Genomic DNA, 21121 nt, shown 5'->3' with positions numbered 1-21121 from the left:
GCTCACCGGGGCCGTCGGCATGTCCGGGGCCAGTGAGCCGAACGGGCTGATGCCGTACGGCCGCGAGGTGACCGCGCCGGCTACGGCGCGGATCGGGGCGCCCGGCGAGGAACGGATGCGGGACACGACCGCCATCCGGCCCGAGCCCACGGAGGACCGCCCTGTGAGATGGACGCTGCGCACCGCGGGGGCCGTGACGGCCGCCGCCCTGTTCGCGGGCGCGCTCTCCGCACCCGCCGCCCATGCCCGTGACGAGCGGCTCACCGACCTCGTCAACCCGTTCATCGGCACCGAGAACGAGGGCAACACCTTCCCCGGCGCGACCGTGCCCTTCGGCATGGTGCAGCTGTCGCCCGACACCGGACACAAGACCGGCTACCGCTACTCCCAGACCCGCGTCCGGGGCTTCTCCCTCGTCCACCTCTCCGGCGTCGGCTGCCGGATCGGCGGCGACCTGCCGGTCCTCCCGACGACCGGCGACATCACGAGCACCGACCACGCGACCTACGCCGCCGAGTACGGCCACGACCAGGAGCGCGCCACTCCCGGCTACTACCGGGTGGGCCTGGATTCGGGCATCGACGCCGAACTGACGGCGACCGCCCGCACCGGCGTCCAGCGCTACACCTTCCCGCCGACCACCAAGGCCAACGTGCTCCTCAACGCGGGCCAGTCCCTGCACACCAAGGTCGCGAACCGGGTCGAGATCCTCGACGACCGGACCGTCCGTACGACGATCACCGGCTCCGGATTCTGCCGGGGCACCAAGCCGTACACCGTCCACACGATCACCCGCTTCGACCGCCCGTTCACGGCGTACGGCACCTGGGACGGCAGCACGGTCACCGACGGGTCCCGGACCGGCGGCGACGGTGCCTACGTCCGCTTCGACACGACCGACGGGGACCGCACCGTCGAGGCGACCACCGCACTGTCGTACGTCGACGCGGAGGGCGCCGCCGGCAACCTGAGCGCCGAGGGCGGACGTTCGTTCGGCGCCGTACGGGAGGCGGCCAGGGCGGCCTGGGAGGCGCGGCTGGCCGACGTGCGTGTGACCGGCGGCTCGGAGACGCTCCGGCGGGCCTTCTACTCGTCCCTGTACCGGAGCTTCCTCGCCCCCAACATCGGCAGCGACGCCGACGGCCGCTACACCGGCTGGGACCTGAGGATCCACCGCGCGCGGGACTTCACGTACTACCAGAACTGGTCCCTCTGGGACACCTACCGCACCCAGGCCCAGCTCCTGTCGCTGCTCGCGCCCCGCGAGGCCCGTGACATGGCGCTCTCGGTGCTGAAGATCGACGAGGAGGGCGGCTGGCTGCCCAAGTGGGGCTACGGCACCGTCGAGACGAACATCATGACCGGCGACCCGGTCACCCCGTTCCTCACCCACGCCTACCAGCAGGGCCTGCTGCACGGCCACGAGGAGCGGACCTACCGCGCCCTCAGGAAGAACGCCGACGGCGTCCCGCCCACCGCCTTGCCCATGCTGGGGCGCGAGGCCAACCAGGAGTACATCGCGAACGGCTTCGCGCCTTACCTCAAGGGCCGCCCACGCACCAAGCCCGGCGACTCGGACTACCACTGGGGCGCCTCCGTCACCCTCGAATACGCCCTGTCCGACGCGATGCTGGCCCAGATGGCCCGCGACCTGGGCCACAAGGCCGACGCCGACCGATACGCCCGCCGGGCGCAGAACTACCGTGCCGTCTTCGACCCCGCGACCGGCTTCTTCCGCCCCCGGGACGGCTCGGGAGCCTTCACCGGCGACGCCGATCCGGCCAGGGGGGAGGGGTTCCACGAGGGCACCGCCTGGCAGTACCAGTGGCTGGTCCCGCAGGATCTGCCGGGCCTGGTGGACCTGCTCGGGGGTCGGCAGGCCGCCAACGACCGGCTCGACGCCTTCTTCGCGTACGACCAGATGAAGGCGGACCCGGCCGGGACGGCCCGCGAGGTGTGGGTGAACGGCCCGTACGCCTACTACAACGCGGACAAGTACAACCCCCAGAACGAGGTCGACCTCACCGCCCCGTACACCTATCTCTCCACCGGCCAGCCCTGGAAGACGACGGAGGTCGTGCACGCCGCGCTGACCCTTTTCACCGACGGCCCGACCGGTATGACGGGCAACGACGACATGGGCACGATGTCCGCCTGGCACGTCCTGTCCGCGATCGGGATCTTCCCGGTACAGCCCGGCTACGACACCTGGGGCCTGTCCACCCCCGTCTTCGACCGGGTCGACCTCGCCCTTGACCGCCGCTACCACCCGCTCGGCGCCCTCACGGTGACGGCACCGGGTACGTCGGACAGCCGACGGTACGTCCAGTCGGTGGCCGTCGACGGAACTTCGTACAGCCGTACGTATGTGACGAGCGCGTTGCTACGGGGTGCGCGTGCGCTGGAGTTCACGGTCGGCTCGGAGCCGTCCGGGTGGGGTACGGGCACGGATGCGGCGCCGCCCGCCCTGAAATAGCGGGCCTGTAGCGGCTCTGTGGCTGCCCGAGTGGGCTGACGTAACCTCATCAGTCACTCAAGTCCCGCTGCTCGCGGAGCAGCGGGACTTAATCCGTTGTTAACTGTGCGTAGCTTGATCGTACTTGACCGTAATCGGCCGCAGGCGATTGACTGCTGGCTCACCCGTCGTCGACGCGAGAGCGATCCCTTGACCTCTGAGACCTCGGACCTGCTCGCCCCCCTCGACCTGGCGTTCTGGAACATGGATTCCGACCTGCACCCCATGCACCTGGGTGCCCTCGGCGTGTTCTCGTCCCACTCGCCCACCGCCGGAGCCCACGCGGCCGACCTCCTCGCCGCCCGCGCCGCCGGAGTACCCGGACTGCGGATGCGCATCCGGGACGTCTGGCAGCCGCTGCTCCCGCTGGCCTTCGGGGGCGCCACCCGCGAGACCGCACCGGACTTCGACCCGCTCGACCACGTACGGCTGCACGCCCCGACCGCCGACTTCCACGCCGAGGCCGGACGGCTCATGGAACGCTCCCTGGAGCGCGGCCGGCCGCCATGGGAGGCGCATGTCCTGCCCGGCGAGGACGGGACCTCCTTCGCCGTGCTCTTCAAGTTCCACCACGCCCTCGCCGACGGCCTGCGCGCGCTGACCCTCGCCGCCGGTGTCATGGACCCCCTCGACCTGCCGGGACCTCGCCCGCGCCCCGAACCGCCGGCCGGCGGCTTCTTCCCGGACGTGCGCAAGCTGCCCGGGATGGTGCGCGGTGCCTTCTCCGACGTGGGGCGCGCGCTGGACATCGGTGCCTCCGTCGCCCGGTCCAGCCTGGACACCCTGGGCGCGCGCTCCTCCGCCGCGCTCGTCGCCGAACCGAGCGGCACCCGTCGTACCGCCGGAGTCCTCCTCGACCTCGACGACATCCACCTGGTGCGCAAGACGGCCGGCGGCACCGTGAACGACGTACTCATCGCCGTCGTCGCCGGGGCACTGCGGCGCTGGCTCGACGAGCGCGGCGACGGCAGCGAGGGAGTCGCACCGCGCGCGCTCATCCCCGTGTCCAAGCGGCGTCCGCGCACCGCGCATCCGCAGGGCAACCGGCTCTCCGGGTACCTGATGCGACTGCCCGTCGACGATCCGGATCCGCTGCGGCGCCTCGACTCCGTGCGCTGGGCCATGGACCGAAACAAGGACGCCGGGCCCGGACGGGGCGCGGGCGCGGTCGCGCTGCTCGCCGACCATGTGCCGCCGCTCGGGCACCGGCTCGGCGGACCGCTGGTGAAGCAGGCGGCCCGGCTCTGGTTCGACATCCTCGTCACCAGCGTGCCGCTGCCCAGCCTCGGGCTGAGGCTCGGTGGCAACCCGCTCGTCGAGGTCTACCCCTTCGCTCCGCTCGCCCAGGGACAGTCGCTGGCGGTCGCCATCTCGACCTATCGGGGGCAGGTTCACTTCGGGCTGGTCGCGGACGCGGAAGCCGTGCCGGACCTTGATCGGTTCGCCGCCGCGGTCACGGCCGAGGTGGAGGCGCTGGTCGCCGTCTGCGCCCCCTGAGCGGCGTCATGATCGTCGCGGGTTTGGTGACTGGGGTCGGGCTTCCGTAAAATCGCCTGTTCGAGAGCGGGCGCGGTCGGAGCGCCACGAAGGCGACCCCAGGGAACGGCAGCGCGATGACGGTGACAGAGGACGGCCCGACGGCTGTGGACGGCCAGGACGACATGTCCTACGGTCCCGGCATCGACCCCGAGCGCATGGCCGTCTGCCTCAGCGTGCTCGAAGAACTCGACAAGCTGGACGTCGACCACCCCGACGCCATCGCCGTGCGCCGCGCCACCGCCGGTGTCTACCGCACGGTCAAGCAGCGCCGCCGGCAGGAGCGCCGGGCCGCCAAGACCGCCCACGACAAGGCGGTCACCGAGTCCACGGCGACCGGCTCCGCCCAGCGCATCGACGACGAGACCGAGGGCATCCTCCCGTCGTCGGTGACCGAGGAGGGGCAGATCGCCGGGATACTCCAGCGCCCGCGCTCCTGCTACACCTGCAAGACCCGCTACGTCGAGGTCGACTACTTCTACCACCAGCTCTGCCAGGACTGCGCCGCCCTCAACCGCTCCCGCCGCGACGCCCGCACCGACCTCACCGGCAAGCGCGCGCTGCTCACCGGCGGCCGGGCCAAGATCGGTATGTACATCGCGCTGCGGCTGCTGCGCGACGGCGCGCACACCACGATCACCACGCGGTTCCCGAAGGACGCCATCCGCCGCTTCAAGGCCATGGACGACTCGGCCGACTGGCTGCACCGGCTGGAGGTCGTCGGCACCGACCTGCGCGACCCGGCCCAGGTCGTGGCCCTGGCCGACCAGATCGCCGAGCAGGGACCGCTCGACATCTTGATCAACAACGCGACCCAGACGGTACGCCGGCTGCCCTCCGCGTACGCCGCCCTGGTCGAGGGCGAGAGCGCGCCGCTGCCCGCCGGGGAACTGCCCGCCCACCGGGTGATCGGCGCCTTCGGGTCCGGCGCGGTCGACGGACTGGCCGCGCTGTCCGTCGGCATCAGCGGCCTCGACGCCCAGCAGGTCGCCGACCTCGCTCTCGTCGCGGGCAACGCGAGCGTCGCCCGGCACCTGGACGGCACGGCCATCGACGCGGGGGGTCTTGTCCCGGACGTGGTCGACACCAACACGTGGGTGCAGACGATCGAGCAGATCTCTCCGGTGGAGCTGCTCGAAACCCAGCTGTGCAACTACACGGCGCCGTTCATCCTGATCAGCAAGTTGCGGCCGGCGATGGCAGCGGCTGCGCGGGACGCGGTGAGCAAGCGGGCGTATGTCGTCAATGTATCGGCGATGGAGGGGGTGTTCGGGCGTGGGTACAAGGGTGCGGGGCATCCGAACACGAATGCGGCGAAGGCCGCGATGAACATGGTGACGCGGACCAGTGCGCAGGAGATGTTCCAGGCCGACGGTATTTTGATGACCTCGGTGGACACGGGGTGGATCACTGACGAGCGGCCTCACTACGACAAGCTGCGCTTGGCCGATGAGGGGTTCCATGCGCCGCTTGATCTTGTGGATGGTGCGGCTCGTGTATACGACCCGGTCGTGCGGGGGGAGTTGGGCGAGGATCTGTACGGGGTGTTCTTGAAGGACTACGCGCCTGGTAAGTGGTAGGCGGGGGTTTGGGGTGCGTCTGCGGGGCGGTGGGGGCTTGTCGCGCAGTTCCCCGCGCGCCCCTAAAAGGTTCGCTGGAGTGCCGCTCTGACTCTTGTGCCGCCGTCCACCAGTAGGTCGGCTCCAGTCACCCATTCTGCTGCGTCTGATGCCAGCCACAGGACCGCTTGGGCGATGTCCTTGGGTTCGCCGATTCGGGCCAGGGGGAGGCCGGACGCGATCTCTTTCTCGTTCGGCTCCCATACGAAGCGGGCCATTTCTGTGCGGACCAGGCCGGGGGAGACCGAGTTGACTCGGACCTTGGGGGCCAGTTCGCCCGCCAGTTGTTGGGTGAGGTGGAGCAGGGCCGCCTTGGTGGTGCCGTATGAGCCGATGTCGGGGCCTACGTGGGTGGCGCCCTCCGTGCAGATGTTGATGATCGTGCCGCCGTGTTCGCGCATCCAGGCCCGCCACACGTGCTGCGTCAGGCGTAGAGGAGCCTCGACGTTCGTGGTGAAGGCAGTGCGCCATTCGTCCGGGTTCGCGTCCATGAGCGGGCCGTAGGGCTGGTTGGTGGCCGCGTTGTTCACGACGATGTCGATGCGACCGAAGGTGTCGAGTGTGAACTCGGTCAACAGGGAGAGGTGTGCGGGATCGGCGGCGTTGCCCGCCAGGCCGATGCCGCCGAGTGTCCTGGCGGCCCGCGCAACCCCGTCCGGATCGCGGGCCGTTACGCACACCTGCGCTCCCGCCCGCACCAGCGCCTCCGCGACAGCCAGCCCGATGCCTCGCGTGCCCCCGGTGACCAGGGCGACCCGTCCGTCCAGTCCGTACGGCGACGTCATCCGCGTACCGTCTCATGACGGACCGTCAGTCAACAGCCCTCAGGCGTACGAGGGTTGAGGGGGTTCAGTCCACGGCGCCCAGGCGGGAGTGCTGTTCCGCGACGAGTTCCAGCAGGGTGCGCCAGTCCTCCAGGACGCCCGCGTCGAAGCCCGGGGCGCGGCCGGCCTCGTCCGCCTGGCGCAGGGTCAGGGTGTCGGCGTCGACGTGCGGGTCCAGGTCCGTGGCGTGCGGGCTGTCCTGTACGAGGCGGGCCACCCGTTCGCCGAGCAGGTGCCGTACGGCGTCCGCCGCCGTACGGGCGTGGCGGGTGGGGTCGCCGGGGGCCAGGAGCCGGCCTGTGACGTGGACCAGGCCCGCGATCTGGAGTTCCTTGTCGGCCGGGCGACTTCGGCGCAGCAGGGCGGCCGTCTGGAGCGCGTGCTGATGCAGGTCGACGGGGCCGCCGCCGGGCTCGGGGGTGCCCCGGCAGGCGTGCAGCAGATCCATCAGCTCCTCGACGCCGCGCAGCTCCATGCGTCAGTCCTCCCGAGTCCTACCGCGGGACCAGCCGTTGCCTTCGGGCAGCAGATCATGGGCGACTTGCGCGCGGGCCAACGGGAGCTGAACTGCCGGACGTGTTCCGGCAATGCCGTACGAGGGTCCGTCGGTTGAGCCGTACGGGTGATGCTCAAACCGTGCGCCAGGTAACAAACAACCCCAGATTATGGCTGAATGAACACTGAGCGACGTGAGATCTTTACCGCTTGTTTTCACCCCATCGAGCGGGCATGCGCTCATTTGGTTAATACTGGAGCCGACGGGCAGCACGACTGGGTTCCACCCACACCCACGGTCCGTTACCGGCGCCACCGCGTCCTGACTGCTCTTGACCCAGACCCGAGTGGATGTGGAGCGACCGGCATCAGACTGGTCCCGATTGTCCTGAGGGTGACCCGACACATAAGGAGTGCGCGGTGACACCGGAGAAGACGAATCTCGAACAAGGCCCCGAGGAACGCACGGAGGCACCTGTCGACCGGAGCGACCGGCTCGGCAGCCTCGACGTGTGGGCCAGGTCGGCCCCGATCCGCCTGGCGGGTTATGAGGACGACCTCGCCGAGCCGCACATCCTGCCCAGCGTCGACTAGCACCCGTCGAGATTGACGTCGGCATGGGCGTGCCACAAAACTCACGTCCATGCTGATCATCAGGGAAGCCGCGGCCGGTGACTGGCCGCGGATCTGGCCGTTCTGGCACCGCATCGTCGCCGCCGCCGAGACCTATACCTGGGACCCGGACACCTCCGAGGAAGCGGCCCGCGCCCTGTGGATGAGCCCGGCCAAGCGTGTGTACGTCGCCGAGGACGGCGCGGGGGCTGTCGTCGGCTCAGCCTTTCTCACCCCCAACTACGGTGGCCCCGCGGCCCGTATCGCCAACGCCGGCTTCATGGTCGACCCCGACTGCGGCGGCCGTGGCATCGGCCGCGCGCTCGCCTCACACGTCCTCAGCGAGGCCGAGGCCCACGGCTATCGGGGGATGGTCTTCAACGCGGTCGTCGAGACCAACCCGGCGGTCAAGCTGTGGACTTCGCTCGGCTTCACGATCCTGGGCACGGTCCCGGACGCGTTCGACCATCCCCGGCACGGCCGGGTGGGCCTGCACATCATGCACAAGGCCTTGGCCGACTGACCGCCACCCCGCTCGGGGCTCAGGGGCTCTCTAGGCGAGCGGAGCCGTCCGCTGCCAGGGGTGCAGCTCCTCCAACTGCTGTGCCATGTCAAGGAGTACGGCCTCCGAGCCCGGGCGGCCCACGAGCTGTACGGCGCAGGGCGCGCCCGAGGGCAGGGTGCCGAAGGGTACGGCCATCGCCGGCCAGCCCGTCAGGTTCCACGGGGGCGTCATCGGCGAGTAGTTGGTGTTGGCGAGGATGTTGCGCAGCCAGCCCCGCTCGTGCCAGGCGGCTGCCGCGGGGGAGCGGCGGGCGAGTGCCGGCGTGAGCAGGACGTCGTGCTCGGCGAAGAACGGCTCCAGGCGTCGGCGCAGTTGCTCCTTGTGCTGTCCCCGCTCGACGTAGCCGACGAAGCGACGCCCGATGGCCGCGTGCACGCGGGTGCGCCGGGTCAGCCCGCTCTTGTCGAAGCCCTCCGCGTCGCGTGCCGTGCCCGCCGTCCAGTGCGTGAAGGAGGTGACGCCGATCGACAGCGGGTACGGCGGGTCGGCGGGCCGCACCTGGTGACCGGCGCCGTCCAGCAGGGCGGCGGCCTCGCGCGCGGCGGACACGTACGGCCTGCTGATGGTGACGCCGGTGATGGGGCTGCGGACCGAGAGGGCGACCTTGCGGCCGGCGTGCGCGTCCGACCGTACGAACTCGGTGTCCGCGAGGATCGACAGCATCAGACGGGCGTCCTCGACCGTCGTCGCCAGCGGGCCGTTCTCGGACATGCCGAACCAGTCGCCGTTGCCGATGCCCGCCGGGACGACCCCGAGGCCCGGCTTGATGGTGACGACACCGCAGTTGGCGGCGGGGATGCGCAGCGAGCCCATCCCGTCGTTGCCGAGCGCGATCGGCACCATCCCGGCGCCGACGGCCGCCGCGCTGCCACCCGACGAACCGCCTGCCGTACGGGTGGTGTCCCACGGGTTGCGGGCCGTGCCGAGGGTGCCCTCGGTGGTGCCCCAGATGCACAGCTCGGGCACATTGGTGACGCCGACGACGATCGCGCCCGCCGCGCGGAGCCGGGCCACGGTGACATGGTCGTGGTCGGCGGGGGTGTCCGGCGTCGCCGAGGTGCCGTGCCGGGTCGACTCGCCGCGCACAGCCAGGTTGTCCTTGACCGCCAGGGGTACGCCCGCGAGCGGCAGGTCGGCCAGATCGGTGCGGGCGGCCACCTCGTCCGCCTCGGCCAGGGCCTCCTGGGCCCGCAGTCGGCGGAACGCTCCGACGCGGGCGTCCAGCAGTTCGATCCGCGCCAGATGTTCGGCCACGACTTCACGGGGCGTCACGCGCTTCTCGCGTACGGCGGCGGCGATCTCGGTGGCGGTACGGCCGGCCCAGCTGGTCACGGGGGCTCCTCGGGGTGGATGCGACACATCGTGCTACGCGTGAGGCGATGAGGCTACTCGTGAGTACAAGTGGCGTCGAGAGTCGTCGGGCCCGGGGGTGTCGGGCCTGAGGGCCTGTGGTGTCGGACCTGGGGATCCAGGGATGTCGGGCCTGGGGATCCAGGGGCGTCGAAGGTGTCGAGCTTGGACATTCGGGCCGGGCCTCTTGGACTTTTTGCCCGCCGGGGCGCCCGGCTCCGGCCATAGAGCCGCTGGTCATCCGATCACTGGCCGAACTTCCCTGACTCCGGACCCCATTGACAGCACCTGAGGCGCGCTCAATCATCACACCTCCGATGAATGGGAGCTTCCAGATGAGTAGGTATCCAAGACGTCGGCTTCTGGGTGTGCTGGTGGCCTTCCTGCTGCTCGCCGCCCCGGTTCCGGCCGTCGCGCAGACGGTGGCGGCGAGTGTTCCGGTCACCGTGCCCGCGCTCACCAACTGGACCCCGGAGCGGGGGAGTTACAAGTTCGATGCCTCTGCCCGGTTGGTCGCCGACACAGCGCCCGAACGCAGGATCGCGGACACCCTCGCCGACGATCTGCGCGACGCGGGGCATGGCGACGTACCCGTCGTCAGCGGTGGCGCGCGTACCGGTGACATCGTTATCGATGTCCAGTCGGGCAGGGCCGCGTTGGGCGCCGAGGGGTACGAACTCCGGGCAGGCGCACGGCTGTCGGTCACCGGCGCGACCGAGCGCGGCGCCTTCTACGGCACCCGCACCGTCCTCCAACTCCTCGCCCAGGGCGACCGGATCCCCGCCGGACGCACGGTCGACGTGCCCCGGTACGCGGAGCGGGGTGTCGGCGTGTGCGCCTGCTACATCCACATCTCGACCGCGTGGCTGGAGAACCTCGTACGCGACATGGCGTACCACAAGCTCAACCAGCTGCTCCTGGAACTCAAGGTGAAGAGCGACGCCCACCCCGAGGCCAACACCTGGGGCTACTACACCAAGGACGAGATCCGGCGGCTCGTCGCCCTCGGTGACAAGTACCACGTCGAGATCATTCCGGAGATCAACTCCCCGGGCCACATGGACCCCTGGATCGAGAACCGTCCCGATCTCCAGCTCACCGACTCCGACGGCAACAAGCAGCCCAGCCGGCTCGACATCACCCAGCCGGCCGCCTTCGACTACTACACGAGCCTGATCGACGAGTACGCCCAGGTGTTCACCGGCGGCTCCTGGCACATGGGCGCCGACGAGTACATGCTCGGCTCCGACTTCGCCAAGTACCCGCAGGTGCTGCGGTATGCGCAGGAGAAGTACGGGGCGAACGCCACACCCCAGGACGCCTTCATCGACTTCGTCAACCGCGTCCAGGCCTATGTGACCGCCAAGGGCAAGAAGCTGCGCATCTGGAACGACGGGCTCACCGGCGCCAACACGGTGCCGGTGACCGCGGGCACCACGGTCGAGCACTGGATCAACGTGGCCGTGAAGCCGAGCCAACTCCTCGCCCAGGGCTACCCGTTGATGAACGCGGCCTATGCGCTGTACCTCGTCCGGGGTGGCTTCCACAGCGACACCAAGGGCCTGTACGACCAGAGTTGGGACCCGCGCAGCTTCGAGGGCGAGAAGGTCGCCTCCAGCCAGGGGATCACCGGCGCGAAGATCAGCCTCTGGCCGGACAACGGGCGCGGTGAGACCGAGAACGAGGTCGCCGTCGACACCGACCCCGCGCTGCGGCACGTCGCGCAGGCCACCTGGGGCGATCCGCATCCCGACGCCACGTACGACCGGTTCACCGCGCGGGGGACGGCTGTCGGGCACGCGCCCGGCTGGCGGGACCTGACCCGGGTGTCGGTCGCGGACGGGACGTACACGTTGACGGCCGGCGCCGCTTCCCTTGTCGCCGAGGTGCGGCGCACGGCGGACGGTTATGTGACGCTGCGTACGTCGGCGGGTTGCCTGGCGATCAGTGGCGGCAAGCTCACCCTCAACGTGCCGTTGCAGCCCGGCGTCCAGGCGACCTGGGACAGCTGTGACGCCACGAGCACCCTCCAGCGCTGGCAGCTGGCGCCGGTGGCGGGCGGCTACCTGCTCGTCAACGCGATCACGCAGATGGCGCTGACCGTCTCGGACGACGGCCGGATCGTGCAGTACCCCACCGACCAACGCCCGCCCGCTGTCTGGCACCTGAGCTGAGGAGACACCCCATGACCATCTCCAGACGCATCTTCGTCACCGCAGCCACCACGCTTGCCGTGACCGGACTCCCCTCGGTCACGTCGGTCGCGGCAGCCGCCGAGGCGGCGGAAGACCCCCTCTACCGCATCCCCGTGTCCCCGGCCGACAGCGCGGCCGATCTCGTCCGCAAGGCCTCCCAAGTCCGGCCCACCGCACGGCAGATCGCCTGGCAGCGGCTGGAGCGGACCGCGTTCCTGCACTTCGGCGTGAACACCTTCACCGGCCTCGAATGGGGTACCGGCGACGAGGACCCGAACGTCTTCCAGCCGGCCGGGCTCGACACCGACCAGTGGGCGCGAGCCCTGCGCGACGGCGGCTTCAAGCTCGCCATCCTCACCGTCAAGCACCACGACGGCTTCGTCCTCTACCCCTCTCGGTACACCGATCACTCGGTGGCATCGAGCAGTTGGCGAGGTGGGCAGGGTGATGTGCTGCGTTCGTTCGCCGATTCCATGCGCCGGTACGGGCTGAAGGTCGGCGTGTACATCTCCCCGGCCGACGAGAACCAGTACCTCCACGGCGTCTACGCCAACGGCAGCGTCCGTTCCCCGCACACCGTCCCGACGCTCCTGGCGGGCGACGACCGGTCGCCGGAGCGTTTCTACACGCTCGACGCGACCGACTACGGCGCCCACATGCTCAACACGCTGTACGAGGTGCTCACCGAGTACGGGACCGTCGACGAGGTGTGGTTCGACGGCGCCCAGGGCCACATCCCGCCCGACAAGGTGGAGAGCTACGACTGGGACAGCTGGTACACCCTGGTGCGGACCCTCGCCCCGGACGCCGCGATCGCCGTCACCGGCCCCGATCTGCGCTGGGTCGGCAACGAGGGCGGAACCGCGCGCGAGGACGAGTGGAGCGTCATCCCGGTCAAGGAGAACCAGTACGGCCGCACCGACTGGGCCCTGTCCTACGACACCCCGGACGAGGGCAGCCGGGACGCCCTGGTGAAGGCTCACCCCGTGACGGACTACCTCCAGTGGTGGCCCGCCGAGTGCGACGTCTCCATCCGCGACGGCTGGTTCTACCACGCCGACCAACAGCCCAAGACGGTCGACCAGTTGACCGAGATCTACTTCGGCTCGGTCGGCCGCAACGCCGTCCTCCTCCTCAACGTCCCGCCGGACACGGACGGCCTCCTCGCCGCCTCCGACGTCACCCGGCTGCGGGAGTTCCGGGAGCGGGTCGACAGCGAGCTGCCGGCCGACCTGACGATCGGCGCCTCAGTGACCCGGACTCCGGGTGTCGTCACCGTCGACCTCGGCAGGGAGCTGGCGGCGGACCGGATGCGCCTCGCGGAGGACATCCAGCACGGGCAACAGGTCGAAGCCTTCGTCGTTGAGGCGTTCACCGGGGGGCGCTGGACCAAGGTCACGGGCGCGGGCACGATCGGCGCGAGCCGGATTCTGTTGCTGGCGACGCCGGTTCGGGCGCGGCGGTGGCGGGTCCGGGTGACACAGGCGCGGTCGACCGTTCGGATCGCGGAGTTCGGGCTGTATCAATCCCGGGTCTGAGGACTCATGTCTACGGGGTGCGGGGTGGACGCCGTGCAAGGGTACGGGGGTACACACGGGGGTACGGCGTCCACCCCGCGCGGTTCAGAGGGCCCCTGCTCCGCAGGGGCCCGTGCTGTCCCGCTCGATCAGCCGCGGCACCGGTACGCGTACGGTCCGCGCCGGGCCGCCGTCCAGCAGCGCCGTCAGCTCCTGGGCCGCCGTACGGCCGAACTCCACCGTGTCCCGCGACAGCGCCGACAGCCACGGCTTGACCATCCGGCACAGCGCCGAGTCCTCCCAGGACACCACCGACACGTCCGCCGGCACCGAGAAACCGAGTTCTGTCGCGGCGGCGACTCCGGCGAGCGCCATCACGTCGTTGTCGTAGACCAGGGCGGTCGGGGGAGCGTCGCCGCTCAGGACACCCCGGGTGACGGCGGCGCCCTGCGCGTCCGAGTAGTCCGTGGTCACCGAACGGACCTCCGTCAGGCCGCGCCGCTCGGCCTCGGCGCGCAGCGTACGGATCCGGCGCTCGGTGTGCGCGAGGCCGGGGAGCCCCGCGATGTGCGTGATCCGGCGGTGGCCCAGCGCGTACAGCCGGTCCACGACCGAGGCCATCGCGCCCGCGTCGTCCGCCCACACCGTCGACCAGCCGGGGTGCCGTTCGTCCGGGGCGCCGCCGATCACCACGGCGGGCAGGCCCAGTTCGTCGAGGAGGCCGGGGCGCGGGTCGTCCGTGCGTGGGTCGACGACCAGCACACCGTCGACCCGGTGCTCCGCCCACCAGCGGCGGTACACCGCGCACTCGTCGTCGACGCCCTCCAACACCTGGAAGAGCAGGCCGAGATGACGCTCCGCCAGCACTTCCTGGATGCCCGAGATGAGCTGGAGGAAGAAGGAGTCGACGCCCAGGGTGTCGGCCGGGCGCGCCACCACCAGCCCCACCGTGGCCGCGCCCTCACCGGACAGTGCGCGCGCCGCGGTGCTGGGTCGCCAGCCCAGCTGCTCGGCGACCCGCCGCACTCGGTCCCGGGTGACCTCGGAGACTCCCGGGCGGCCGTTGAGTGCGAAGGAGACCGCGCTCTCGGAGACCCCGGCGCGCTGTGCGATGTCCTTCATCGTCGGTCTGCGCGCGGGCGACCGCTTGGCCGGCATCCCTGCTCCCCAATTCCCGGTGGCTGTGTACTAATGCGCTTGAGCCCGGCAAGCCTAAAGCGCATTAGTGATCGGCCGCAATACCGCCAACTCAACTATCTGACCTGGCATGTTGACCAACTAATGAATTTAGCTGAGCGGAATCCATTGACTTGCCCGGCGCGGGGCGTGCAGGGTCTGCCCCGGCACCATTGGCCACCGCCGCCGCAAAGGAGCCCGTCCGCCGTGCGCATCCCCCGCAGAGTTCTCGCCACCGCTGCCGTCATCGCCGTCGTCCTGCCGCTGAGCGCCTGCGGCTCCGGGAGCGGCGACAGTGGTTCCACCGACGCCTCCGGCAAGATCGAGGGCGACATCACCTTCCAGACCTGGAACCTCCGCGCCAACTTCAAGTCGTACTTCGAGGGGCTCGTCGCCGACTTCGAGAAGAAGTACCCGGGTACCGACGTGAAGTGGATCGACCAGCCCGCCGAGGGTTACGCCGACAAGATCAGCGCGGACGCGGCGGGCGGCACCCTGCCCGACGTCGTCAACGTCTCGCCGGACCTCGTCGCCCCGCTCGCCAAGGCCGGCCTCGCGCTCGACCTCGACAAGGCCGCCGCCCAGTACAAGAGTGAGTATCTGCCGGGGGCCTGGGCGAGCCATGAGATCCCGGGCATGACCGGGACGTACGCCTTCCCCTGGTATCTGAACACCGGCCCGCTCTTCTACAACAAGTCCCTGTTCACGGAGGCGGGCCTCGACCCCGAGCAGCCGCCCAAGACGTACGACGAACTCTTCGCCGACGCCCTGGAGTTGGCGCAGAAGAGCGACGGCAAGGTCGCCACGCTCGCCAACGTGCCCACCATCGAGGACTTCGGCCGCTACGGCGTCCCCCTCATGAACGACGCCGGTACCGCCTTCGCCTTCAACGACGCCAAGGGAGTCGAACTCCTCACCAAGTACAAGGAGTTGTACGACGCCAAGGCGCTCGACCCGCAGGCGCTGACCGCGACCCCCGAGTCGTCAGGGAAGAAGTTCCTGACCGGCGCCGTCGCCATGAACCCGGGCAGTGCCCTGGACCTCGGCAACTTCAAGAAGCAGGCGCCGAACCTGTACAAGAACATCGGCATCACCGACCAGATCACCAGCACCGGCAAGGTCAACATGTACGTCATGGGCGTGATGGTGAACGCGCAGAGCAAGCGCAAGCCCGCCGCCGTCGCCTTCGCGCACTACGTCACCGACGCCGAGCACCAGATGTCGTTCGCCAAGAAGGTCGCCATCTTCCCCAGCACGGCCGGCTCGCTCGACGACCCGTACTTCACCGAGGAGGACGGCACCGACGATACCCGGGTGCGGATCGCCGCCGCCAAGTCCCTCAAGAACGCGGTCAATTACACGCCCGTGCTGTTCAGCGAGCAGATGAAGACCGAACTGCGCAACTCCGTGGCACGGGCGCTCCAGGGGAAGCAGAGCCCCGAGGAAGCTCTCGACAACGCTGTCAAGGCCTGTGACCGGCTCCTCCAGCAGCAGGGCTGAGGCCGACATGGCCAGTCCCGCAACCGAACGTGTGCGGCGGCCGGGGCGGTTGGTATCCGTACGGCGTCAACTGCCCACCAGCCCCTGGCTGTTCGCCGCCCCCGGGCTGCTGATCGTCGGCGCCTTCATCCTCTACCCGTTCGTCTCCACCCTGATCAACTCCTTCACCGACCGCAGGACCCTGATCCCCGGCGAGTTCGTGGGCCTCGCCAACTTCCGTGAGCTGCTGCACGACGACATGTTCTGGATCGGCCTGCGCAACAGCACGCTGTACGTCGTCGGGGTCGTCCCCGCGCTCGTCCTGCTGCCCCTGCTGCTCGCGCTGCTGGTCCAGAAGAACATCCCCGGCATCACCTTCTTCCGGTCGGCCTTCTACACCCCGGTCGTCGCGTCGATCGTCGTCGTCGGGCTCATCTGGGTGTGGCTGCTCGACGAACGCGGCCTGGTCAACTCGCTGTTGGAGGCGATCGGCGTCGGCCGGGTCGGCTTCCTCAGCGACCAGTGGCTGCTTCTGCTGAGCGCCATGGCCGTCACGGTCTGGAAGGGCCTCGGCTACTACATGATCATTTACCTCGCGGCGCTCGCCAACGTCCCGCGCGAACTCCACGAGGCCGCAGCCGTGGACGGCGCGGGCGCGGTACGCCGCTTCCTCACGGTCACCGTGCCCGCCGTCCGCTCCACGATGGTCCTGGTCGGCGCGCTGTCCTCGGTCGCCGCGTTCAAGGTGTTCTCCGAGGTGTACCTGATGGCCGGCCCGGACGGCGGCCCCGCGGGCGAGGACACCACCCTCGTCATGCTGGTCCAGCGCACCGGCACCGGCCTCACCGGCCGCGTCGGCTACGCCTCCGCCCTCTCCGTCGTCGTCTTCGCCGTCACCGTCGCGCTGATGCTCCTCGTCCTGCGCGCCGACCGCAGGGAGGACACCCCGTGAGCGTGCTGGAGAAACAGCCATCGGCGGTACGTCCGACCGAGCGCCCGGCGCCCGTCCGGAAGGGACGGGTCGTGGACGAGCACGGCCGACGCGTCCGCGCCTGGGAACTCGCCCTGCGCTACGCCCTGTTGATCGGCGTCCTCGCCCTGACCGTCGGCCCGTTCCTGTGGCAGCTGTCGACATCCCTCAAAGGCCCGACCGAGGACATCTTCAGCTCCCCGCCGAAGTTCCTGCCGGGCGACCCGACCCTCCACAACTACGAACGCGTCGCCGACACCATCCCCGTCTGGGACTACGCCCTCAACTCCCTGAAGGTCGCCGGCGCCAACGTCGTGACCAACTGCGTCGGTTCGGCACTCGCGGGCTACGCACTGGCCCGGCTGCGCTACCGAGGCCGCCGCGTGGCCACGCTCGCCTTCATCCTAGCGATGCTCGTGCCCGTGGAGGGCATCATCATCGCCCAGTTCACGACCATGCGGGAACTCGGCCTGAACAACACCCTCATCGGGGTCGTCCTGCCCGGCTGCGTCGGCGCCATGAACGTCCTGCTGATGCGCAACGCCTTCCTCAACCTCCCCTACGAGATCGAGGAGGCGGCCTTCGTCGACGGAGCCAACTCCTGGCAGCGGTTCCTGCGGATCGCGCTGCCGTCGGTGAAGGGCACCCTCGCCGTCGTCGCGATCTTCGCCTTCATGGGTGCCTGGGACGACTTCCTGTGGCCGCTCATCGTGCTCAGCGACCCGTCCAAGTTCACCCTGACCATCGGCCTCAACTATCTGCACGGCACCTTCGCCAACGACGAACGGCTCGTCGCCGCCGGCACGGTCATCGCGGTGGCACCGCTGATCGCCCTCTTCGCCTGTCTCCAGCGGTACTTCTTCCGTGGGGTGGGCGAGGGCGCCGTCAAGGGCTGACACCCCCATCGAGTGCAAGGACACCGTATGCCTTCCGCCGTGCGCTTCGGCGTCAACTACACCCCGAGCGAAGGGTGGTTCCACCACTGGCTCGACTTCGACCTCGACTCCGTACGCGCCGACCTCGACTCCATCGCGGACCTCGGACTCGACCACATCCGGGTCTTCCCGCTCTGGCCCTACTTCCAGCCCAACCGCACACTGATCCGCCCCCGGGCCGTCGAGCAGCTCGTCCAACTCGCGGACGCCGCCGCCGAGTTCGACCTCGACGTCAACGTGGACGGACTTCAGGGGCACTTGAGCAGCTTCGACTTCCTGCCGGCCTGGACACGGACCTGGCACCGGCGGAACCTCTTCACCGACCCGGAGGTCGTCGAGGGGCAGGCGGTCTACCTGCGCACGCTCGCCGCCGCCCTCGCCGACCGGCCCAACTTCATCGGCATGACCCTCGGCAACGAGGTCAACCAGTTCTCGGCGGGCCCCCATCCGGACCCGGACCGGGCGACCGCCGACCAGATCGACGCCTGGCTGGAGCGGATGCTCGCCGCCTGCGAGGAGGGCGCTCCGGGCAGGCTGCATCTGCACGCCGAGTACGACGCGACCTGGTACCAGGACGACCAGCCGTTCACCCCGGCCCAGGCCGCCCGGCGCGGCGCGGTCACCGCCGTGCACTCCTGGGTGTTCAACGGCACCGCCCAGCGGCACGGCCGTACTTCCGTCCCGGCCGAGCACCACGCCGCGTATCTCGTCGAGTTGAGCAAGGCGTGGGCCGACGATCCGGGCCGTCCGGTCTGGCTCCAGGAGGTCGGGGCGCCCGCGCCACTGGTCCCCGCCGAGCACGCCGCCGCCTTCACCGAGGCGACCGTCGCGAACGCCCTCGACTGCCCCGACCTGTGGGGCATCACGTGGTGGTGCTCCCACGACGTCTCCCGCGACCTCGCCGACTTCCCCGAACTCGAGTACGGTCTCGGCCTGTTGACCAACGACCGGCAACCCAAGGACGCCGCCCGGGTGTTGGAGCGCGCGGCCCGCGAGCGCACGTACACCCCGAAGTCCCGGACCACCGCGCTCGTCATACCGGCGGACCCCGCTGCCCGCTCGGCCTGCGCACCCGGCGGGCCGGTCTTCGACGCGTTCTTCCGGCTCACCGCCGACGGGGCCCGACCGACCACCGTCCTGGACTCGCGCGCGGACGACCCGGCCCACCTCGCCGCGCGTGGCATCACCGAAGTCGTCACTCCCGACCAGGTACTCCCCACCCCACAAGGAGGCACCCGCTCGTGAACCCCACCAGACGCACCGTCCTGCTCGCCGCCACAACAGCCGCCCTGCTCCCGGCACTTCCGGCCTCGGCAGCCTCGGCGACCGCCGCCGCGACACCGCCGTACGCCTCCTACTGGTACCCGGACTCCCTGCCCTCGGGCACCCCGGGCGCGGGCATCACCTGGCGCAGCCTGAAGGCCTGGAGCGCGGCCGGTGACGCCGACCTCGCCTTCAACACGGCGTCCGTGCCGCTCGCCGCCCGGTTCACCCCGACCCCGGCCAACGCGACCGCCCGGTCCGGCCAGGCCCGCGTCCAGTCGCTTGTCTCGTTCGGCCCGACCGCCTCCAACCCCTCCCAGGGCTCGGCCACCGCCGACTACTACGCGCTCACCCACTGGGCGTACATCGACGAACTCGTCTTCTGGGGCGGCTCGTCCGGCGAGGGCCTGATCCTCGCGCCGAACGCGCCGATCGTCGACGCCGCCCACCGGCACGGCGTACCCGTCCTCGGCAACATCTTCCTGCCGCCCGTCGCCTACGGCGGCCAGTTGCAGTGGACGCGCGACCTGGTGCAGAAGGACGCCGCGGGCCGCTATCCGCTGGCCGCCCAACTCGTCGCCGTCGCGGCGGCGTACGGCTTCGACGGCTGGTTCGTCAACGCCGAGACCAGCGGGGGCAACACCGCACTCGGCACCGACATGCTCGGTTTCGTACGGGAGTTGAAGGCGCTGTCCGTGGCGGCGGGGCAGCGGGTGACCTGGTACGACTCGATGACGGTGAACGGCACGGTGAGCTGGCAGGGCGCGCTCAACAGCCAGAACCAGGCCTTTTTCCAGGCCGCCGACTCGATGTTCGTGGACTTCCGCTGGACGGCGGCGAAGCTGACGTCGTCCGGTACGACCGCCGACCAACTCGGGCGCAGCCGGTACGAGTTGTGGGCTGGCGTGGACGTGGAGGCGAACGGCTGGAACTCCTCCGTGAACTGGGACGCCATCGTGCCGACCAACAAGGCGCACGTCGTCTCGCTGGGGTTCTACCGGCCCGAGTGGACCCGCAACCACCTGCCCGCCGGCCGCACCCCCGGCGACTTCCACGCGGCCGACGACCGCTTCTGGACCGGACGGTCACTGGACCCGGCCGCGCCCGACGGGACGGACAGCTGGCGGGCGCCTGCGGTGTCGGTCGCGGACCGGTCGACGGTGACGTCGGTTCCGTTCGCCAGTGTGTTCAACACCGGGCACGGGGTGCGGTGGTACGAGGAGGGGGCGGTCACCTCGGACGCGGCCTGGAACCATCTCGGGCTCCAGGACCGGCTGCCGTCGCGACGGTGGGTGGTGCGGACGGAGGGGGTGCGGCCCGCGGTCTCGTTCGACTTCGCCGATGCCTGGCGTGGTGGCAGCAGTGTCCTGGTCAGTGGCTCACTGGATGAGCCAGTCACGGTCGATGTGTACGCGACTCGGCTGCCGATCGGTGTGAACACGGTTGTCGAGCTGACGCATCGCACGGACGCTGGGGGTGTGAACGTCGAGCTGGCCGTTGCCACCGCCGAGCCGAGCGCGCCCGGTGCGACACCGCCGTACACGTATATCCCTGTGAACTCGGTCAACAGCGGTACGCCCGTGAACTTGGCCAACAGTGGCATGCCTGTGAACTCGATCAACGGCTGGCAGACCGTGACCGTGCCGCTCACAGACCTGACCACCAACGGGACCGTTCACGCGCTCGGCGTCCGGCTCACCCCGACCGGTGTTGACCCGGTTCAGTGGCGGCTGGGTGGCATCGCTGTTCACAACGGCGTCGAGACGCCCGCCGCCCCGGCCGACGTACAGATCACCGGCGCCACCGGAGGCGACCTGCGCTTCGCCTGGACTCCCGCCCCGGGCTCGGTCCCCGTACGCCACCACACCCTCCACCGCGTACTCCCCGACGGAACCCGCCGCTTCCTCGGCGCCACCGGCCAGCGGGCGTTCTTCGTCGCCGGCCTCGCACCCGAACAGGGCGAGCAGATCGCACGGTTCGAGGTGCGCGCCGTAGGGGAGCTGTACACCGCGTCGGCCCCCGTGACCGTCACGCACACCTGGTAACCCCCCAGCCGATTACGGAGCACCC

At 70.1% G+C, this 21121-nt stretch carries 16 protein-coding genes; 12 read left to right on the top strand and 4 right to left on the bottom strand.

Annotated elements, in window-relative coordinates:
- Nucleotides 1-115: 115 nt before the first annotated feature.
- The 3 genes from OG787_RS04660 (at nucleotide 116) to OG787_RS04650 (ending at nucleotide 5631) form a co-directional block, all read left to right on the top strand.
- On the top strand, nucleotides 116-2476 hold the full coding sequence (locus OG787_RS04660) for a GH92 family glycosyl hydrolase (protein ID WP_405540411.1): 2361 nt from the start codon (nucleotides 116-118) through the stop codon (nucleotides 2474-2476).
- A gap of 189 nt (nucleotides 2477-2665) precedes the next feature.
- A complete protein-coding gene (locus OG787_RS04655; RefSeq protein ID WP_369032170.1) occupies nucleotides 2666-4012 on the top strand; it encodes a wax ester/triacylglycerol synthase family O-acyltransferase in 1347 nt (448 codons plus the stop codon).
- A gap of 116 nt (nucleotides 4013-4128) precedes the next feature.
- The gene (locus OG787_RS04650) at nucleotides 4129-5631 is read left to right on the top strand and encodes an SDR family NAD(P)-dependent oxidoreductase (protein ID WP_405534364.1); all 1503 of its coding nucleotides are present in this window, start codon (nucleotides 4129-4131) and stop codon (nucleotides 5629-5631) included.
- A 62-nt stretch (nucleotides 5632-5693) separates the two neighbouring features.
- Here OG787_RS04650 and OG787_RS04645 read toward each other — a convergent pair whose 3' ends face one another.
- Both OG787_RS04645 and OG787_RS04640 read right to left on the bottom strand, forming a co-directional pair.
- Complete coding sequence (locus OG787_RS04645) at nucleotides 5694-6455, bottom strand: SDR family oxidoreductase (RefSeq protein ID WP_369032172.1); 762 nt, start codon at nucleotides 6453-6455, stop codon at nucleotides 5694-5696.
- A gap of 64 nt (nucleotides 6456-6519) precedes the next feature.
- Complete coding sequence (locus tag OG787_RS04640) at nucleotides 6520-6969, bottom strand: hypothetical protein (RefSeq protein ID WP_369032173.1); 450 nt, start codon at nucleotides 6967-6969, stop codon at nucleotides 6520-6522.
- Nucleotides 6970-7409: 440 nt separating this feature from the next.
- On the opposite strand from OG787_RS04640, the gene OG787_RS04635 reads away from it, so the two are divergent.
- Together OG787_RS04635 and OG787_RS04630 are read left to right on the top strand one after the other, a co-directional pair.
- Complete coding sequence (locus OG787_RS04635; protein ID WP_369032174.1) at nucleotides 7410-7583, top strand: hypothetical protein; 174 nt, start codon at nucleotides 7410-7412, stop codon at nucleotides 7581-7583.
- A 52-nt stretch (nucleotides 7584-7635) separates the two neighbouring features.
- Nucleotides 7636-8124: an N-acetyltransferase family protein gene (locus OG787_RS04630; protein ID WP_369032260.1), complete on the top strand. Its 489-nt coding sequence runs from the start codon at nucleotides 7636-7638 to the stop codon at nucleotides 8122-8124.
- Nucleotides 8125-8154: 30 nt separating this feature from the next.
- Here OG787_RS04630 and OG787_RS04625 read toward each other — a convergent pair whose 3' ends face one another.
- A complete protein-coding gene (locus OG787_RS04625) occupies nucleotides 8155-9498 on the bottom strand; it encodes an amidase (protein WP_405534363.1) in 1344 nt (447 codons plus the stop codon).
- Nucleotides 9499-9851: 353 nt separating this feature from the next.
- Here OG787_RS04625 and OG787_RS04620 point away from each other — a divergent pair, with 353 nt between their 5' ends.
- Together OG787_RS04620 and OG787_RS04615 are read left to right on the top strand one after the other, a co-directional pair.
- Nucleotides 9852-11690 carry a family 20 glycosylhydrolase gene (locus tag OG787_RS04620; protein WP_405534362.1) on the top strand — a complete coding sequence of 613 codons (1839 nt, stop codon included), beginning with the start codon at nucleotides 9852-9854 and terminating at the stop codon, nucleotides 11688-11690.
- Nucleotides 11691-11701: 11 nt separating this feature from the next.
- Entirely contained in the window at nucleotides 11702-13249 is a 1548-nt protein-coding gene (locus tag OG787_RS04615) for an alpha-L-fucosidase (RefSeq protein WP_405534361.1), read from the top strand.
- Nucleotides 13250-13333: 84 nt separating this feature from the next.
- Here the strand turns inward: OG787_RS04615 and OG787_RS04610 are convergent, their stop codons facing one another.
- A complete protein-coding gene (locus OG787_RS04610) occupies nucleotides 13334-14386 on the bottom strand; it encodes a LacI family DNA-binding transcriptional regulator (RefSeq protein ID WP_369032178.1) in 1053 nt (350 codons plus the stop codon).
- Between the two features lie 225 nt (nucleotides 14387-14611).
- Here OG787_RS04610 and OG787_RS04605 point away from each other — a divergent pair, with 225 nt between their 5' ends.
- From OG787_RS04605 to OG787_RS04585, 5 genes are read left to right on the top strand one after another with little or no spacing between them, the layout of a single operon-like run.
- Entirely contained in the window at nucleotides 14612-15904 is a 1293-nt protein-coding gene (locus OG787_RS04605) for an ABC transporter substrate-binding protein (RefSeq protein WP_369032179.1), read from the top strand.
- Nucleotides 15905-15911: 7 nt separating this feature from the next.
- Nucleotides 15912-16835, top strand: a complete 924-nt coding sequence (locus tag OG787_RS04600; protein WP_405534360.1) for a carbohydrate ABC transporter permease — start codon at nucleotides 15912-15914, stop codon at nucleotides 16833-16835.
- Entirely contained in the window at nucleotides 16832-17749 is a 918-nt protein-coding gene (locus OG787_RS04595; protein WP_405534359.1) for a carbohydrate ABC transporter permease, read from the top strand. Before OG787_RS04600 ends, OG787_RS04595 begins: the two co-directional genes overlap by 4 nt.
- A 27-nt stretch (nucleotides 17750-17776) precedes the next feature.
- On the top strand, nucleotides 17777-19033 hold the full coding sequence (locus OG787_RS04590) for a glycosyl hydrolase (RefSeq protein ID WP_369032181.1): 1257 nt from the start codon (nucleotides 17777-17779) through the stop codon (nucleotides 19031-19033).
- Nucleotides 19030-21096, top strand: coding sequence for an endo-beta-N-acetylglucosaminidase (locus tag OG787_RS04585; RefSeq protein ID WP_405534358.1), 2067 nt, complete (start codon nucleotides 19030-19032; stop codon nucleotides 21094-21096). The genes OG787_RS04590 and OG787_RS04585 overlap by 4 nt, the downstream gene beginning before the upstream one ends.
- The last annotated feature ends 25 nt before the right edge of the window (nucleotides 21097-21121 follow it).

The organism is Streptomyces sp. NBC_00075 (assembly GCF_045041225.1).
Lineage (GTDB): Bacteria > Actinomycetota > Actinomycetes > Streptomycetales > Streptomycetaceae > Streptomyces > Streptomyces adonidis.
This window is presented reverse-complemented; position numbering and strand designations above follow the sequence as displayed.

Bases quoted from the DNA above. Each gene is read 5' to 3' on its own strand.
- OG787_RS04650 (WP_405534364.1), top strand. From the start codon at position 4,129: ATGACGGTGACAGAGGACGGCCCGACGGCTGTGGACGGCCAGGACGAC.
- OG787_RS04610 (WP_369032178.1), bottom strand. From the start codon at position 14,386: ATGCCGGCCAAGCGGTCGCCCGCGCGCAGACCGACGATGAAGGACATC.
- OG787_RS04640 (WP_369032173.1), bottom strand. From the start codon at position 6,969: ATGGAGCTGCGCGGCGTCGAGGAGCTGATGGATCTGCTGCACGCCTGC.
- OG787_RS04645 (WP_369032172.1), bottom strand. From the start codon at position 6,455: ATGACGTCGCCGTACGGACTGGACGGACGGGTCGCCCTGGTCACCGGG.
- OG787_RS04620 (WP_405534362.1), top strand. From the start codon at position 9,852: ATGAGTAGGTATCCAAGACGTCGGCTTCTGGGTGTGCTGGTGGCCTTC.
- OG787_RS04660 (WP_405540411.1), top strand. From the start codon at position 116: ATGCGGGACACGACCGCCATCCGGCCCGAGCCCACGGAGGACCGCCCT.
- OG787_RS04590 (WP_369032181.1), top strand. From the start codon at position 17,777: ATGCCTTCCGCCGTGCGCTTCGGCGTCAACTACACCCCGAGCGAAGGG.
- OG787_RS04600 (WP_405534360.1), top strand. From the start codon at position 15,912: ATGGCCAGTCCCGCAACCGAACGTGTGCGGCGGCCGGGGCGGTTGGTA.
- OG787_RS04615 (WP_405534361.1), top strand. From the start codon at position 11,702: ATGACCATCTCCAGACGCATCTTCGTCACCGCAGCCACCACGCTTGCC.